Here is a 16,826-nt window from a genome sequence, read left to right as displayed (position 1 = left end):
ATTAGGTTGTCAGTTATGCGCGCGTGGTTGTCAGCAATGGGCGAGCCGAAGCACGCGCTGCCAGGCGAGACTACACCCAACACAACAAGGAGATGGTTATGCTCACTCAACCCGCGACAAAATACCGTGCGTTTCCGGTGATTGATTTACCCGACCGCCAGTGGCCATCGCGTCAGCTGACACAGGCGCCGCGCTGGCTCTCCACCGACCTGCGCGACGGTAATCAAGCGTTGGCCACGCCGATGGACAGCGCGCGCAAGCTGGAGTTCTGGCAACTGCTGCTGCGCTGCGGCTTTAAAGAGATTGAGGTGGCGTTTCCGGCGGCCTCGCAAACCGACTTTGATTTTGTGCGCCTGTTAATCGAGCAACACCACATTCCTGATGACGTGGCGATCCAGGTGCTCACCCAGGCGCGCAGCAATCTGATCGATCGTACCTTTGAGGCGCTGCGTGGCGCGCCGAAGGCGATCATCCATATGTACAACGCCACCGCGCCGCTGTTCCGCGAGCGCGTATTCCGCCAGAGCAAAGCTGAAATTATTGAGCTGGCTTGCGCGGGTGCGCGCCAGATTCGCACCCGCTGCGCAGAACAAACCGATACCGCGTGGACCTTCGAATATTCTCCGGAAACCTTCTGCTTTACCGAGCCCGAGTTTGCGCTGGAAATTTGCGAAGCGGTGGCGGCGATTTGGCAGCCGGGCCCGACGCGACCGATGATCATCAACCTGCCGGCTACCGTTGAGGTGAACACGCCAAACGTGTATGCCGATCAGATTGAGTATTTCTGTCGCCACTTCAGTCAGCGATCGCACGTGGCGATCAGCGTGCATCCGCATAACGATCGCGGTACCGGCATCGCCTGTGCCGAGCTGGCGATGCTGGCGGGCGCCGATCGCGTGGAAGGCTGTTTGTTTGGTAACGGTGAACGCACCGGCAACGTGGATCTCATCACGCTGGCGCTCAATCTCTACACCCAGGGCGTGGCGCCACAGCTCGATTTCAGCGATATCCAGCAGGTGCTGGAAGTCGTGACGCGCTGCAATCAGCTGCCGGTGCATCCCCGCCATCCTTACGCCGGCGAGTTGGTGTTTACCGCGTTCTCCGGTTCACATCAGGATGCGATTCGCAAAGGCTTTGCCGAGCGTGCCGAACGTGAAGAAGCGATTTGGCAAATGCCGTATCTGTCGCTCGACCCAATGGATATTGGCTGCAGCTATGAAGCGGTGATCCGCGTCAATAGCCAATCCGGCAAAGGCGGTGCAGCGTGGCTGCTAGAGCAAAATCACGGCCTGCAGCTGCCGCGCGGTTTGCAGCAGGATTTCAGCCGCCTCGTGCAGCAGCAAACCGATCAACATGGTCAGGAGATGACGCACCACGCGCTGTGGCAGTTGTTCTGTCAGCATTACGGCTTAACTCAGCCGGCGCGGCGTTTGCTGGAAGCGGAAAGCCACAGCGATGACAAAGGCGAAACGCGTTTCAAAGCGCGATTACAACAAGGAGTGCAGCAGGTGACGCTGGAGGCCAGAGGCAACGGATTACTGTCTGCCGCGGTTGCAGCGCTGCGTCAGCGCTACGATTTAGCCATCACCATCGAGGATTATCATGAACATACGCTGGGAAAACGTAGCGACAGCCGCTCGGTGACCTACATCAGCTGCGTTAATGCCCGCGGTGAACGTGCGTGGGGTGTGGGAATTGATAACGATGTGGCGCGCGCCTCACTGCAGGCTCTGCTTAACGCAGCGCACGCTTTTCTGCCGCAGGAAAGTAGTTCGCTGGCGTAACGCCGAGCACGCGGCGGAACATGGCGCTGAAAGCGCTCGGGCTGTCGTAACCGAGATCGAGCGCCACCGTTAACACGCTTTCGCCCTGCGCTAAACGAGTGAGCGCCACGCTGAGCCGCGCGCGTCGTACCCAGTCGCTAAACTGCAAACCGGTTTCGCGACTGAAATGGCGCGCCAGCGTGCGCTCGGCCACGCAAAGCTCAGCGGCGGCACGGGCCAGCGTCCAGTTTTCACCCGGCGCGTGCTGAATGTGCTGACATAAACTCAGCAGCCGCTCGCTTTCCGGCAGCGGCAGGCCAAACGGCAGCACATCCATCACGCGGATTTCATCCAGTATCAGCTCATAAATGCGCTCGGCGCGGCTGCCGGAGCCGTACTGCTCTGGCAACGCCAGCGCGCTGACGATCAACTCGCGCAGCAGCGGCGAAATCTGCACCACCTGACAACTGGCGGGCAGATCGGCGCGCGCCAGCGGATCAACAAACAGCGTGCGCGCCGCCACCGCACCAACGATATGTAACGCGTGGCGCGTTCCGGCAGGCAGCCAGACGCCGCGGCTGGGCGGCACAATCCAGCTGCCCTGCTGGGTTTCGACTTTCACCACGCCACTCAGCGTGTGGATCAGCTGTGCGCAATCGTGGTAATGCCACGGCTCGGCATCACCATGCGCGTAATCGTGCGCATACGGCACCAGCGGACGATGGGCAAAATCGAAGTTGAGCCGCGCGCTCATGTTAGCGTTTCAGATACTGATAAACCGCCGCCAGATCCTGCTCACCGTAACCGGCGTCCACCGCTTGCTGCCAGACATCCACAATGTTTTCCAGCGCGGGCAGTTTGCTGTCGCCCGCCGCGTCCAGCGCCAGTTTGGCGTCTTTCAGCGCCCACACCAGATGCATCTGTGGGGTGAAATCGCCGCTGGCAATCATGCCGAGCTTCATTTTGGCATAGGGTGCAGCCAGTGGACCGCCATCCAGCACTTTCCACAGATCGTCGGTGCTGAAACCGAACGCTTCCGCCAAACGGGTACTTTCCGCCAGGCTCTGCATCAAACCAATCAACCAGCTATTCACCACCAGCTTCATGCGCGAACTGGCACCCGCTGCACCCAGCCACTGCGTGCCTTTACCAATCGCGGCAAACACCTGCTCGGCGGCCTGGGCTTTACTTTGGTCGCCGCTCGCCATCACCAGGATTTGTGCATTTTCTGCCGGCGCTTTAGTACCGGAAACCGGCGCGTCGATAAACACCACATCCGGACGCGCGCGTTTGAATTCGGCGATCAGTTGATCGGTGGCTTCCACACCGATGGTGCCCATCTGGCAAAGGGTTGCGCCCTGCTTGAGCGCGCTGCTGGCGTCGTTCAGCGCCTGACGCGTGGTGGCGCCATCCGCCAACATAGCGATCACTACGTCCGCGCCCTCAACCGCTTGCGCCGCGCTGTCGCTCAGGTGGATGCCTGCACTCAGCAGATCTTCGCCTTTGGCACGCGTGCGGTTCCAGCCGCGTACCTTGAAGCCTTTTTTCAGCAGGTTGGCGGCAAACGCATGGCCCATTGCACCCAATCCCAGTACCGCTACCACAGGTTGTTGACTCATATTCCCTCTCTTTTGTGCCTTCAGACAAAACCGCCAGACTGACAGAATTTTCCCCACGCAGCCAGGCGAGAGATGCGATGAAAAAACATTTTCAACACCGCAAACAGTAATAATCCGTCATACTATTAACGCTTTTCAAACAAATGAAAAAACGATTAACATACGCGCCATTAATGTTCCAATCGGTACATTCCACGCCCTTTTTACGGTCTTTCATAATGAAAATAGCTTTACTGCGCCAGGCTTCGCTGTTGATGCTGCCTGCGATGTTACCGGTCTCGGCGCTGGCGGCAGGCGCTGCCAGCAATACCATGGTGGTGAGTGCCGCGCCGTCCGCGTCCGGCCTTTCCGAACTGGATACGCCAGCGGCGGTCAGCGTGGTCTCCGGCGACGATATGCGTCACGCGGCACCGCGCGTGAATTTGTCAGAAAATCTCGCCAGCGTGCCCGGTTTGCAGATTCAAAATAGGCAGAACTATGCGCAGGATTTGCAGATTTCGGTGCGCGGCTTTGGTTCGCGCTCCACGTTCGGCCTGCGCGGCATCCGCCTGTATGTCGACGGGATCCCAGCGACCATGCCTGATGGCCAGGGACAAACCTCTAATATTGATATCGGATCGATTGACCATATCGACGTGCTGCGCGGCCCGTTCTCGGCGTTGTATGGCAACTCATCCGGCGGCGTGATTAACGTTGAAACCGAAACCGGCCAGCAGCCAACCACGCTGGAAGCCAGCAGCTGGTACGGCAGTTACGGCAGTTGGCGCAACAGCGTGAAAGCCAGCGGCGCAACCGGCGACGGCACTCAGGCCGGTGACGTCAACTACACGGTTTCCGCTTCACGCTTTACTACGCACGGCTATCGCGATCACAGCTCGGCGCAGAAGAATCTGGGTAATGCCAAACTCGGCGTGCGCATTGATGATGTCAGCACCCTGACGCTGCTGTTTAATAGCGTGCACGTTGAAGCACAGGATCCGGGCGGGTTGACCGCCGCACAGTGGAAAGATAATCCGCGCCAGGTGGCCAACAACGTCACGCTATACGATGCGCGTAAAACCGTCGACCAGACGCAGGCAGGCCTGCACTATCAGCGCCAGATGAGTGAAAACGACGATCTGAGCGTGATGATGTACGCCGGTGAACGTGAAACCACCCAGTATCAATCGATTCCGAGAGCCACCCAATTAAATCCCGGTTATCCTGGCGGCGTGATTTCGCTGTCGCGTCATTATCAGGGCATTGATACGCGCTGGACGCACCGCGACGCACTGTTCACCATTCCGGTAACTTTCACCGGTGGCCTCGACTATGAAACCATGACCGAGAAGCGTAAGGGTTATCAAAACTTTACCGCCAACGAGTTGGGCGTGCAGGGCGATATGCGTCGTAACGAACGCAATCTGATGTGGAATCTCGATCCCTATCTGCAAACCGCGTGGCAGCTAACCGACAAACTGTCGCTGGATGCCGGCGTGCGTTTTAGCACGGTGAATTTCGACTCCAACGACTACTACGTGACCGCCAGCGATCCAGATGATAGCGGCAACCGTCGCTATCATCGCTGGCTGCCGGCGGCGGCACTAAACTACGCCATTGATAACAGCTGGAACGCCTACGTTTCTGCCGGTCGCGGTTTCGAAACGCCAACGCTGAATGAGTTGTCATATCGCTCAGCCGATCAGGCCGGTCTTAACCTGAATCTGCAACCCGCCACTAGCGAGACGGTGGAACTGGGCAGCAAAAAACGTATCGGCAATGGACTCCTGACTGCTGCCGTGTTCCAGACAGATACCAAAAACGAGATCGTTTCCGACAGCAGCTTTGAAGGCCGCTCCAGTTACAAAAACGCCGGTGAAACGCGTCGTCGCGGTTTAGAGCTGGGTCTCGATCAGCAGTTTGGTGAAAGCTGGCGTTTCAAAGCCGCATGGACCTTGCTGGATGCCCGCTATCGCTCTAACGCCTGCGGCACCGAAAGCTGCGACGGCAACCGTATTCCCGGCATTGCCCGCAACATGGCTTATGCCGGTCTGGCCTACGCGCCCGATCAGGGCTGGTATGCCGGAACCGATGTGCGTTACCTGAGCGATATCGCCGCGGATGATGAGAACGATGTGAAAGCGCCCTCTTACACCGTGGTTGGCGTCAACAGCGGTTATAAGTGGCTGGTGCAGAACTGGACGCTGGACCTGTTTGGCCGCGTCGATAACCTGTTTGACCGTAACTACATCGGCTCGGTGATCGTCAACGAAAGCAACGGTCGTTATTACGAACCGGCGCCGGGCCGCAACTACAGCGTGGGTCTGACGGTGAGTTATGCGTTTCAGTAGTTTAAACTAAGCTTCTAACAAGCCCTGCTCAGCAATCTGCGCAGGGCTTTTTTTTACTTCAACAACGCCAGCACGTCTTCCGTTGTGCCGGTTTCACCCAGGCGCGGGAAGATGCGTTCAACGCTGTTTTTGTGCGTTTCGGCATTCAGACAGGTCATGGCATCGGTGGCCAGCGTCACGTTGTAGCCCAATTCATACGCCTGACGCGCCGTTGATTCCACGCCAATGCTGGTGGCGATGCCACAGATGACCACCTGAGTGATGCCGCGCTGCTGCAGTTGTTCATGCAGGTCAGTATTGTGGAATGCGCCCCAGGTTTTCTTAGTGATGGCGATGTCGCCACGCTGCTGCGCCAGATCCGGCACTAACGTCGCCCAATCGGCAGGCAGATCGCCGCCGTGCTTAGGTTGCTCATTGCGGCCCGGTGCGCCACCAGCCACATTAACCAGCACCACCGGGCGCTTTTGACCACGGAAGGCATCGGCCAAACGCGCTGAGCGCTCAATCACCTCGTTAGCCTCTAACGGTGCCACAGGCAGCGCGACAATGCCGTTCTGCAGGTCAATCACAATCAGCGCGGTGTTGTCGTCAAGGGTAGTTAAAGCCATGTTGTGTCCTCTCAGGATTATTGGTCGGCAAGTCGTTGCAGTAAGGGAATAGCCGCCAGCAGCGTTTGCTGTTCCTGCAAACTCAATTGCGTGGCGATGCTGTTGACGAGCCAGTCATCACGCTGCGCGCGGTTAGCGGCAATCAGGTGCAGGCAGGCATCAGTGGGATGATAGCGGGTTTTACGGCCATCCAGCGGATCGGCCTCGCCCTTTACCATGCCCAACGCCTGTAAGCTGGCAATCGTGGCGCCCATCGATTGGGTGCGCACCGCTTCCCGCGCCGCGAGTTCAGTAACCGTCATCGCGCCATCCCGCACCAGATAACCCAGCACCGAGACCTGCGACCAGGTGAGATCGCCCGGTGGCGCTGATTCGCGCAAGCGACGCGCCAGTTTGCCATTGATACTGCGCAGTAGCGCCGCCGCGCTGTTGAGGTCGCTCATGGCACCGTCTCCCTTACTGATGAGCCGCGAGTATATAAATACGAAGGCAAACTGTGTAGTTTACCTTCGTATCAATTTGTAATTGGCCGCTAATCCCGCTGCAGATAATGAATCAAGCTATGAAAGCGCAGCGGCGTGCTAAGGGGATTGCGGTAACTGTGCGGTGTATCGGCGGCGAACTGGCTGGCCTCGCCCTGCAGCAAGCGCCGCCAGGTCCCTTCCACGCCTAACAGTAATTCGCCGTCCAGCACCACCACTTGCTCAATCACCCCGTTTTCATGTGCGGATGAGTCGCTCTGCGCGCCGCCCGCCAACGTCACCTCCAGCAGATCAAACCGCAGCCTGGCATCGTATGGCAGCAGCGGTTTGACCTGCATCTGCGCGTTCGGCTGGCTGAAAGTCGCCACGCTGCCCGGCGGGTGATCGCTGCCCTGCACAAAGAAGGAAAATGGCACGTTAAAGCCGGTAGCGATTTTCCACAGCGTCGCCACTGTTGGGCTCGATTCGCCGCGCTCGATCTGGCCAAGCATCGCTTTGCTCACGCCAGTGCGCTCCGCCGCCAGCGTCAAACTCCAGCCGTTGGCCTGCCGCAATTGCTTCAGCGCCAGGCTCAAATGTTGATGCAGATTTTCCATGTGTTCTCCCGAAAGCTCGCGCGCAGCAGTGTAGCACTTGTGCGCTATAGCGTCCCATGCAACAATGTGCGCTATAACGCACAACGGGATGTGACCAGATGATGACCGCCAGCACGCGCAGCGCTTTCTCTTTTCCCATGCTGATATCGGGCTTTGTCGCCGTGCTGATCGGCTACAGCAGCTCAGCGGCACTGATCTTTCAGGCGGCACAAGCGGCGGGCGCATCGCCGGAGCAGATTGGCGGCTGGCTTTCCATGCTGGGCATCGGTATGGGGCTGGCATCATTGGGTCTTTCGCTGTGGACGCGTATGCCCATCCTTGCAGCATGGTCCACGCCCGGCGCCGCGTTGCTCGCCACCAGCGTGCAGGGATTGACGCTCAATGAAGTGGTCGGCGTGTTTGTCGCCACCAACCTGTTGATTGTGTTGTGCGGCGTCACCGGTCTGTTTGCCAGGCTGATGAATCACATTCCCCAGTCGCTGGCGGCGGCGATGCTGGCCGGCATTCTGCTGCGGTTTGGTATCGGCACCTTTAGCGGTTTGCAAAGCCATTTCGCCCTGTGCGGCAGCATGTGTCTGGTATGGCTGATTAGCCGCCGCTGGCTGCCGCGCTACGCCATCATTCTGGCGCTCATCGCAGGCGTGCTGGTAGCGTTCTACCAGCAAACCCTTCATTTACCGCCACATGCGCTGGCCATCAGTCGGCCAGAATTTATCATGCCGCAATTCAATCTGGCCGCGTTGATTGGCGTCGGTTTACCCTATTTTCTGGTGACGATGGCTTCACAAAACGCGCCCGGTATCGCGACTCTTCAGGCGCATGGCTATCAACCACCGATTTCCGCGCTGACCGGCTGGACCGGATTTCTTGCCCTGATACTGTCGCCGTTTGGCGGCTTTTCGGTGTGCATTGCCGCGATTACCGCCGCCATCTGTATGGGTGAGGAGGTTGATGCCAATCCGGCGCGACGCTGGATGGCCTCTGCGCTGGCGGGCGTATTCTATCTCCTGACCGGCTTTACCGGCGGATTGATTGCCGTGCTGCTGAGCGCGCTGCCGCCGGTATTTATCGCTACGCTGGCCGGCCTGGCGCTGCTTGGCACGCTTGCGGGCAGTTTGCAACGCGCGCTGGCAGAACCGGCGCAGCGCGATAGCGCCATCGTGGCGTTTCTGATCACCGCCAGCGGCATTTCGCTGCTGGGCATTGGCTCCGCGTTTTGGGGCTTGCTCGGCGGCATGCTAACGTTTTTGATTCTGTCCCCACGCAGCCGCGCTTAAAATTTCAGCAACTTAGCCCCGCAGCCGGGAAAAACGCCCTGTTTTTCCCCCTTTATCAGCCGTTTGATTTGCCGACATTTGGCTTAAGATCACTACCATCGCCATCAACACACACTGTTCTGCCTCAGACAACCACCGATAAGGGCCCAACGAGTGGCAAAAACTTTTCTGCGCAGCGGCAATCTGGACACGGTACTGGCACTGGGTGAAAACGGCCAGCCGGTCTGGAGTTCCGCCTTGCAAATCCGCGAAACCTTGCGTCTGCGCCGCCAAACTACGCTGGCCAACTGCCTGGCGATTCCGCAGGCCAATGAGCGCGGTGATCGCCTCGACTGGTACGCCCCGTTTAATGGCAAAGTGAAATCCTGGCTCGGCGCCAGCGACCACGAACGCCGTCAGGCGCTGGAGCTGCTGACCTTGAACCAGCAGGATTTACAGGCGCTGAGCCTGCGCGCGCGCGATGCGGATAATCCTGCCATGCGGCTGTTTGGTGCGTTGCTGAGCAAAACCCTGCAGTTCCCGGACCAGCAGTACGTTTATCTGGTGGATGGCAAACCGGTGATCACCTTCTGGGGCTTTGTCGATCCGCAGGCGCGTTCGCGTGATGACGCGCTGGCCTGCCTGCGCGAGACGCTGGAAGAAGCGTTGCCGCCGCTGTTGCCGGAACCGCCTGCCGCACCGCTGGTAGTGGCACCGGTGATTGCGCCGCTGATCGACGTACCGCCTGCCGCTGCCGAACCGGTGATCGCGCCTGAACCTGAAATCGAACCACCTGCGGCTGAAGTCATTCCTGAGCCAGCACCTGAACCCGCACCCGAACCTGTCGCGCCACCACGTCGCGCCTTTGCCGTGCGTCCGCTGATGCTGCTGTTACCCGTTGCGGCGCTGGTCGCCGCGGGTGTCGCCTTCTGGCTGCACAGCGCGCCTGAGCCAGCCAAACCGGCAGCGGCCAGCGTTGCTGATGCTCCGGTGCCGGTCATGAAGACGCCTGCGGTGATAGTGAAAGCCGAAAAACTCGCCGCCACGCTGCCGCAAACCGCGGCCAGCGTGATCGCCGCTGCGCCGGTCGTGGCCCCTGCCGCAGCGCCTGAAGTGGTAGCAGAACATACCGAACCGGCAAAAGCCGACGATCTGGTGATGACCACCGAAGATGCGCGCGTCGGCTCCGTGAAGTTTATCAATGGCACCTGGCGCGTCACCTTGCGTCAGACCAATCTGCCAACCGGCAAGCCGCCGAGCCTGCGCTATCAGATCCGCAATGGCAAAGGCACCGCCACCATTACCCAGGGCGATAACATCCGCTGCAAAGCCGATGTCACCGCCGCGATGACCACCTCCGGCATCATGGAAGTACGCAGCCGCTATACTGCCAGCTGCAGCGATAAATCGCGTTACCGCATGCCGGAATTGGTGTGTAAAGCCGGTGATGGCATTGCCAGCTGTACTGCGCAATATGGCGCAGATCAGGTGTTCCCGTTGACGATTAAGCGTGAGAGTAAGTAAACATGTTGGCTCCCCTCATCGATGACAAACAGAAAATCACGCTGATTGAAGATAGCGGTGTACAGTTTCTTGATTTCGGTTTGCGTTTGCCTGCGTTACAGGCGCGCCGTCAGTTCGTGCGTCAGACGGCTAATGGCCCGCTGCTGCGCCTGAATGTCGATGGCAACAGCGGTAAGTTCCTGCTTTATCCGGAAGATGGCGGCGCGGCAGAAGTGGTGCGTCCGGAGTCGGATATTGCGCTAGCCGACTCACTGAAACTGCTGGCCCAGCAGTGGCTGCCGCTGCCGGTGCTGCGCTGCACCAGCGGACGCCGTTTTATTGGCGGCCCAGACAACTGGGCGCGTCTGCATCTGGCCGCGCTGAACCAACCCGATGCGGCCGGCAACACCCATCGCATCACCCTCGCCTTCGATACCCGCATTGTTTCCGAACAGGATGGCGGCGAGCAGCACGGTTTAAGCAAGGCCGATGCGCAGAACGGCGTTAGTTTCGCCCTCGCCTGGCACAACTATGAACTGGGTGAATTTCTCGATCATACCTGGGTTGATGGCTGGCTGCGTGAGACCTTTAGTCAGCAGGTGCATGCGCTGGAGTCACGCCGCGAGCAGGAGCTGAATCAGGCGCTGCGCGAATTCGAATATCAGGCGCACTATCTCAATCTGCTGGAGCTACTGGGCGAACAGCTCGATCTGGCCGAAATCACCATTCAGGCGGCGTCCCACCAAACCCCGGCGGTTAACGTCGACATCATTCTTGATGTGGGCAACTCGCACACCTGCGGCATTCTGGTGGAAGATCATGCCGAAGAGAGCAGCGGTCTGCGCCAGACCTATGAGCTGCAGCTGCGCGATCTCTCCGAACCGCATCAGGTTTACAACGAACTGTTCGACAGCCGCCTGGAGTTTGCTGAAACCCGTTTCGGCAAGGCCAACTTCTCACTGGAGAGCGGCCGTGAAAACGCCTTTATGTGGCCGTCACTGACGCGCGTCGGACGTGAAGCCAGCCGCCTGGCGCTGCTGCGTGCCGGTACCGAAGGCAGCACCGGCTTATCCAGCCCGCGCCGCTATCTATGGGATGAAGCGCGCTATCAGCCCGGTTGGCGCTTCAACGCTAACGGCAGCAGCGATGAGCCGCAGGCCACCGCGCTGCCGTTTACCCTGTTGATCAATGATGAAGGCCAGCCGCTGCACGCGCTGGCGGAAGACGAACGTCTGCCGGTATTCTCGGCCAGCTACAGCCGCAGTTCATTGATGACCTTTATGCTGTGCGAGTTGTTGGCGCAGGCGATGATGCAGATGAACAGCGTGGCGCAGCGTCAGCGCATGCCGCAAAGCCAGGCGCCGCGCCAGCTGCGTCACGTGATTTTGACGCTGCCGTCCGCCATGCCGAAGCCGGAGCGGGAAATTTTCCGCCGCCGCATGCAGGAAGCCATCGCGCTGGTATGGAAGGCCGAAGGCTGGCATCCGGCAGAGGAGGATTTCTCGGCCGCCAGCCAGGCAAAAAGCCTGCGCCCGGTGCCGGATGTACAGATGGAGTGGGACGAAGCCACCTGCGGTCAAATGGTTTGGCTGTTCAACGAAACCCAGGTCAACTTTGCCGGTCGCGCGGAGGATTTCTTCAGCAGCATGGCGCGTCCGGATCGCCCGCGTGAAGCCGATGAAGTCCCGGGCAAGAGCCTGCGTATCGCGTCGATTGATATCGGCGGCGGCACCACCGATCTCGCCATTACCCAATATCGTCTTGATGACGGCCAGGGCAACAACGTCAAAATCACTCCGCGCTTACTGTTCCGTGAAGGTTTTAAAGTGGCGGGCGACGACATCCTGCTGGATGTGATTCAGCTGTGGATTCTGCCCGCGCTGCAGCACAGTTTGCAGAAAGCCGGTTTGACGCTGGCAGAGCCGCTGATGAACAAGCTGTTCGGCCATGACAGCCGCATGGACGGTCAGGCCACGCTGCGTCAGCAGGTGACGCTGCAGCTGTTTATCCCGCTGGCGCAGGCGGTGCTGGAGCAGTACGAGAACTGGGATCCGCTCGACAGCCACAGCGAAATCAATGCGTTGTTCGGCGAGCTGGTGCCGCAAAAACCGGCCAGCAGCGTGCTGGCGTTTGTGAACGGAGAAATTCAGCGCACCCTCGGCGGCGACAGCCGTTTCGATCTGCTGGAGGTGCCGCTGGTGGTAAGCATGACGCAGCTGCACGGCGAGTTCCTGCAGCACCGTATGGCGATCATTCCGGCGCTGCGCGCAATGTGCGAAGTGGTGTCGCTGTATCAGTGCGATGTGTTGCTGCTGACCGGTCGTCCGTCACGCTTCCCGGGCATTCAGGCGCTGGTGCGCCATCTGCAACCGCTGCCGGGCAGCCGTATTTTGTCGCTGGAGGGCTACCACACCAGCGATTGGTATCCGTTTAATAAACAGGGCCGCATTGATAACCCGAAATCGACCGCCGCCGTCGGTGCAATGTTATGCCTGCTGGCGCTCGATCTGCGCCTAAGCAGCTTCTGGTTCCGCGCCGGTGATTTCGAACCTTACTCCACCATCCGCTATCTCGGCGTGCTGGATGAAACCACTGCGCTGAGCGACGACAACCTGTGCTACAGCGAAATCGATCTCGACAGCAGCAGTTTTGCGCTGGATCGCAAGAGCAGCTTCCGCATCCGCGGCAACGTCTGCCTCGGCTTCCGCCAGCTGGAGAACGATCGCTGGCCGGCCTCGCCGCTCTACAGCCTGAGCATTGTCGACCCGACGCTGGCGCGTCAGGTGGCCGGGGAAAGCGTGCTGCGCATTAAGCTGGCGGTGCAGCCTGGGCCAGATAATTTGGGGCCGGAACGCTTAGTGCTAAGCGATGCGCGGATGGATGACGGCACGCGCGTGCCGCTGGAACAGCTGAGTCTGAAACTGAATACGCTTTCGGCCACCGGTAACGCAAATGCGCAATATTGGATCGACAGCGGGAGCGTCTGTAAACGATGAGAACTGCCAAAAAAGCTACGCCGGTTACGCCCGCCAAACGTCTCAGCCTGATGCAGGAAACGCTGGACGGTGCGCTGAATTGGGTGGAAACCCATCAGGCGCATGCGCCACGACTGGCGATGGAAGCCGAGACGCTGACGCTGCAACTGCGCCGCGCACGTGTGGAAAGCCATGCGCTGGCGCGTCAACTGGCGCGCCCGGTCACGCTGGCGCTGTTTGGCCAATCGCAGGCGGGCAAAGCCTGGCTGCTGAGTGAAATGGTTGGCGATGCGCAGGGTCAGCTGATTGCGCGCCTCGGCGATAAAGTCCTGAACTATTTCCAGCACATCAATCCGGGCAATCTCGATTTCGCCATTGCCACCCGCTTCAGCCACCAGCGTGAAACGCAATCCAACGCCTGGCCGCTGGAGATGACGCTGCTGAGCGAAGTGGAGCTGATTCGTTTGATGCTGGCCAGCGCCAAAACGGAAGATCAGCCCGATAGCGCGCACATCGACGCCGCGCTGCAGCGTTTGCAGCGCCATCGTCAGGATGAGGCGCAGCCTGGCCTGGATAGCGACGCGCTGATCACGCTGTGGGCGTGGAGCCGTCGCCACCATCGTCACGCCGAAATACTCGATCGTCACTTCTGGCCGCAGGCCGTGGCGCTGGCGCCGTGGCTCAACGTTGACGACCGCGTGCAGCTGTTTGCGTTGCTGTGGCCAGGCCAAAACGCCCTGAATGAAAGCCTGCGCAGCCTGATGCATTTGCGTCATCAACTGCGTCACGCGCCGCGCGTGTTAGCGCCGCTCAGCCTGCTGGTCGATGACGCCACGCTACCGGCAGAAAAACTGATCAGTCATGATGCCGATGGGCAAGAGATGATCGAAGTGTGCCCGATGGTCGCCAATCGCGTGGGTAAAGCGCAGCAGGTGCCGTTAGGTTTACTCGCGCTGCTGACGCTGGAAATCACTCTGCCGCTCAGCTCCACGCCGCGCCAGGCGTTGTACGATGACGCCGATATGCTGGAGCTGCCCGCGCCGGGCACGCCAGCCGACCGCGCCCAGCAGGAAGAGCTGGCGCAGCTGCGCCAGCGCGATCCGCTGCGCGCCGCCCTGCTGGAACAGAAACGCGCGCTGCTGCCAGGCCTGTACGCCGCGCGTCAGGGCATCGATCTTATGCTGATTTGTACCGCAGCCAGCCAGCGTCAGGACACCGATGTCGCCGCCAGCGCGCTGCGCGAGTGGCACATGCATCAAACCGTCGCGGCCAGCGGCGAAAAACCGCGTCTGATTTGGGCGATCACGCCGCATGACGCGCGCTATCAGCAGCAGCAGATTAACGCGGATGAAGCGGTACAACGGCAGATTGGTCAGCCGGGACAGAGCTGGGGCTCGATGCTGGCGCTGGATCGTGCCGGTGTCGATCGCATGGGCAGCTGGCTGCAGGATGAGATGCAGCCGGAGGCGCGCCGCGATCGCCTGGCTCAGCAGCTTAGCGCCCTGCAGCAGAAGCTGGTGGAGCGTTTACAGCCGTGGACCGAATCCAGCGCTACGCCGGAACAGGCGGCACGCAAGCAGACGATCGCCGATACGCTGCTGAAATGTTTGCAACATCGCACCGGTTTACACGGCGAACTGCTGGAGCGTTTGCAGCCGTCACGCGAAGCGGTGCGTCAGCTTTGGCTGAGCCAGAGCAGCAGCAACGTTAGCCAGCACAGCAGCAAAACTGCTGCCGCCGAGCAGAGCTATTTTGGTATCGGCTTCGAGTTTGATCTGTTCAAAGATGAACCGGTCGCCGCCGCTGAGCCGCGCAGTGCGGGTGGCCAGCGCGATCAGCAGTTCCCACAGCAGGTATTTGCTTTGTGGCTGGAGCATTTGCGTCAGCTGCCGGAGAGCCGCAGCCTGCTGGCGCTGCTCAACGTCGATAAACCCACGCTGGAGATGCTGATAGAGGAGCTGATCACCGCCAGCTTCCGTCTGAAAATGCTCAGCAAGCTGCAAACGGCGCTCAATGAACCCGATGCGCAGGCCAGCGCGCACGAAGCGCGTACCGATCGTCAGGTTTCACGCGCCATGACGGTGCTGGGTGATTTTGTCGCCTGGCTGGGCTTTTTGCAGCGTCCAGAGAGTGAGCGTCCGGAGAGTCGCGTCAATCGCGGTCAGACAATTTTCGCCCGTCCGCCGGCACCGAGCGTCAGCTTCTCGCCGGGACAGCGTTTAACGCGGCTGTCAGCCGCCCCTGCTAATCATACGGCTTACTACATCTATGACTGGCTGGTGGGGTTAAATTCGGTGATTGTCGAGAACAACGGTTATACCGGCGGCGGCGATCTGCCGGCGAATGCGCGACAGATGCTGGCAATTTTGCTGCTGCCGCTGCATGCGTAATCTACGCCTCACGTATCAGGTGCAGCTCGCCCGCTAACTGCTGCTGCGCCTCTTCCAGTAGCGCCAGCAACGGCGCGAATTCGGCGCTGTGGCTGGCGTGATCGGCATGCGTTAAATAGAGGGTCGCCGGCAGCGCCATGCCGCCGGTCAGCCAATCCCACAGCGCATCAAGGTTGTTGCCGAAATCCATCGGGCAGGCGCTTTGCTGCACCAGCGCGCAGTAAAACGCCTGGCGATCCGGCAAGCTTTGAAAGTCAAAATGGAGCGTCAACATGGTTAAGGCACCTGTTTGAAGCTGCGATAGTGATCGGTAGTGAGGAAAATCAGGCCATCGGATGAGTAAAGCAGACGATCGGCATCGCGGTGACCGCAATCGTAATTCACATCGGCTTCATACCACTGCCTGCCCGCCTGCATCGGCAGCCTTCTTTCACGGTTGCTGAAGCGATCGCCGCCAATCGCGCGACCCGGTAACACCTCACACAAATTGCCTTTGCTCGGGTTCCAGCCCTGGCGACGCGCCTCATTTTTGGTGAGATACAGATCGGGCAATCGCTGGTGCTGCTGCACCCAGCGCGCCACGGTGTTGGCATCGGTGAGCTGCGAAATATCGGGGTGGCTGTTGGCCCATTTGTCGGACAAATGCGGTTTTAACCCAAGCCACAGCGCGGCGAGGATCAGAATTAAGGCAATCCAGAGTTTTTTTGACATGGTGACATCCTGAAAGACAGGACGACGATAGTAGCAGATTTAAAACGCAGAATTTATAACGGAGAGTAACGCGGGCCAGCAAGGCTGGCCCTGGCGGGGTGTTACTGCATCGCGCTGGCGGTTGGCGCGGCGTGACGACGCCATGCTCCCGGCGCTACGCCATATTGACGTTTGAAGCTGCGGTTAAACGACTGCTGCGAGTCGAAACCGAGTGAGATCGCCACATTGAGAATCGGTTCATTGCTGGTGGTCAGTCGATCAGCCGATTTTTTCAATTTTTTGTTACGAATGTATTCACCCAGCGGATAGCCAGTGTGCTCTTTGAACATACGCTGCAGGTGCCACTTCGAATAACCGGCGCGCCCCGCTACGGTGTCCAGATCCAGACGTGCTTCAATGTTGTTATCAATCCAGTCGATCAGATCGTGAATAAATGCGTCGCTCATCATCCCATTCTCTCCCGTCGCCTCTGCGAACAGTATCAGTATCAGTTGCAATTACACTTTAAGGGTGACTGATGATGCCAGTTAATGCAAGTTTTATTATTGCATTAAATGCCGCACAGCGCGTAGGGGCTTTGATCGCTTTGCAAC

At 59.4% G+C, this 16,826-nt stretch carries 14 protein-coding genes; 6 read left to right on the top strand and 8 right to left on the bottom strand.

From position 1 onward, the window contains the following. Nucleotides 1-98 precede the first annotated feature (98 nt). Complete coding sequence (leuA, locus tag WH298_RS18690) at nt 99-1,784, top strand: 2-isopropylmalate synthase (RefSeq protein WP_180823539.1); 1,686 nt, start codon at nt 99-101, stop codon at nt 1,782-1,784. On the opposite strand, the gene WH298_RS18685 is transcribed toward leuA, so the two are convergent. Then, a complete protein-coding gene (locus tag WH298_RS18685) occupies nt 1,735-2,517 on the bottom strand; it encodes an AraC family transcriptional regulator (protein ID WP_007891798.1) in 783 nt (260 codons plus the stop codon). The genes leuA and WH298_RS18685 overlap by 50 nt on opposite strands. Nucleotide 2,518: 1 nt before the next feature. Beyond that, entirely contained in the window at nt 2,519-3,406 is an 888-nt protein-coding gene (locus tag WH298_RS18680; protein WP_255438362.1) for an NAD(P)-dependent oxidoreductase, read from the bottom strand. A gap of 194 nt (nt 3,407-3,600) precedes the next feature. Here WH298_RS18680 and pqqU point away from each other — a divergent pair, with 194 nt between their 5' ends. Next, on the top strand, nt 3,601-5,712 hold the full coding sequence (gene pqqU / locus WH298_RS18675) for a TonB-dependent receptor PqqU (RefSeq protein ID WP_180823537.1): 2,112 nt from the start codon (nt 3,601-3,603) through the stop codon (nt 5,710-5,712). 53 nt (nt 5,713-5,765) lie between these two features. On the opposite strand, the gene WH298_RS18670 is transcribed toward pqqU, so the two are convergent. The 3 genes from WH298_RS18670 to WH298_RS18660 all read right to left on the bottom strand — a co-directional run bounded on the left by WH298_RS18670 (nt 5,766) and on the right by WH298_RS18660 (nt 7,398). Beyond that, nucleotides 5,766-6,320, bottom strand: coding sequence for an isochorismatase family protein (locus tag WH298_RS18670; protein WP_007891795.1), 555 nt, complete (start codon nt 6,318-6,320; stop codon nt 5,766-5,768). 17 nt (nt 6,321-6,337) lie between these two features. After that, a complete protein-coding gene (locus WH298_RS18665) occupies nt 6,338-6,763 on the bottom strand; it encodes a MarR family winged helix-turn-helix transcriptional regulator (RefSeq protein ID WP_180823536.1) in 426 nt (141 codons plus the stop codon). 89 nt (nt 6,764-6,852) lie between these two features. Then, nucleotides 6,853-7,398: a helix-turn-helix domain-containing protein gene (locus tag WH298_RS18660; protein WP_180823535.1), complete on the bottom strand. Its 546-nt coding sequence runs from the start codon at nt 7,396-7,398 to the stop codon at nt 6,853-6,855. Between the two features lie 98 nt (nt 7,399-7,496). Here WH298_RS18660 and WH298_RS18655 point away from each other — a divergent pair, with 98 nt between their 5' ends. The 4 genes from WH298_RS18655 (at nt 7,497) to WH298_RS18640 (ending at nt 15,522) form a co-directional block, all read left to right on the top strand. Further along, nucleotides 7,497-8,675, top strand: a complete 1,179-nt coding sequence (locus WH298_RS18655; RefSeq protein ID WP_180823534.1) for a benzoate/H(+) symporter BenE family transporter — start codon at nt 7,497-7,499, stop codon at nt 8,673-8,675. A gap of 153 nt (nt 8,676-8,828) precedes the next feature. Further along, nucleotides 8,829-10,178, top strand: a complete 1,350-nt coding sequence (locus tag WH298_RS18650) for an SrfA family protein (RefSeq protein ID WP_180823533.1) — start codon at nt 8,829-8,831, stop codon at nt 10,176-10,178. A gap of 2 nt (nt 10,179-10,180) precedes the next feature. Further along, entirely contained in the window at nt 10,181-13,153 is a 2,973-nt protein-coding gene (locus tag WH298_RS18645) for a virulence factor SrfB (protein ID WP_180823532.1), read from the top strand. Beyond that, nucleotides 13,150-15,522 carry a virulence factor SrfC family protein gene (locus tag WH298_RS18640; protein ID WP_180823531.1) on the top strand — a complete coding sequence of 791 codons (2,373 nt, stop codon included), beginning with the start codon at nt 13,150-13,152 and terminating at the stop codon, nt 15,520-15,522. The genes WH298_RS18645 and WH298_RS18640 overlap by 4 nt, the downstream gene beginning before the upstream one ends. Nucleotide 15,523: 1 nt before the next feature. Here WH298_RS18640 and WH298_RS18635 read toward each other — a convergent pair whose 3' ends face one another. The 3 genes from WH298_RS18635 to WH298_RS18625 all read right to left on the bottom strand — a co-directional run bounded on the left by WH298_RS18635 (nt 15,524) and on the right by WH298_RS18625 (nt 16,682). Further along, nucleotides 15,524-15,796, bottom strand: coding sequence for a barstar family protein (locus tag WH298_RS18635; protein ID WP_180823530.1), 273 nt, complete (start codon nt 15,794-15,796; stop codon nt 15,524-15,526). 2 nt (nt 15,797-15,798) lie between these two features. Then, nucleotides 15,799-16,233: a ribonuclease domain-containing protein gene (locus WH298_RS18630; protein WP_007891340.1), complete on the bottom strand. Its 435-nt coding sequence runs from the start codon at nt 16,231-16,233 to the stop codon at nt 15,799-15,801. Between the two features lie 101 nt (nt 16,234-16,334). Next, entirely contained in the window at nt 16,335-16,682 is a 348-nt protein-coding gene (locus WH298_RS18625; RefSeq protein ID WP_007891342.1) for a helix-turn-helix domain-containing protein, read from the bottom strand. Nucleotides 16,683-16,826: the final 144 nt, after the last annotated feature.

Source organism: Pantoea nemavictus, from assembly GCF_037479095.1.
Taxonomy (GTDB): Bacteria; Pseudomonadota; Gammaproteobacteria; order Enterobacterales; family Enterobacteriaceae; genus Pantoea; species Pantoea nemavictus.
Note: the sequence above shows the minus strand (reverse complement) of the source record. Positions and strands in the feature narration are given on the sequence as shown.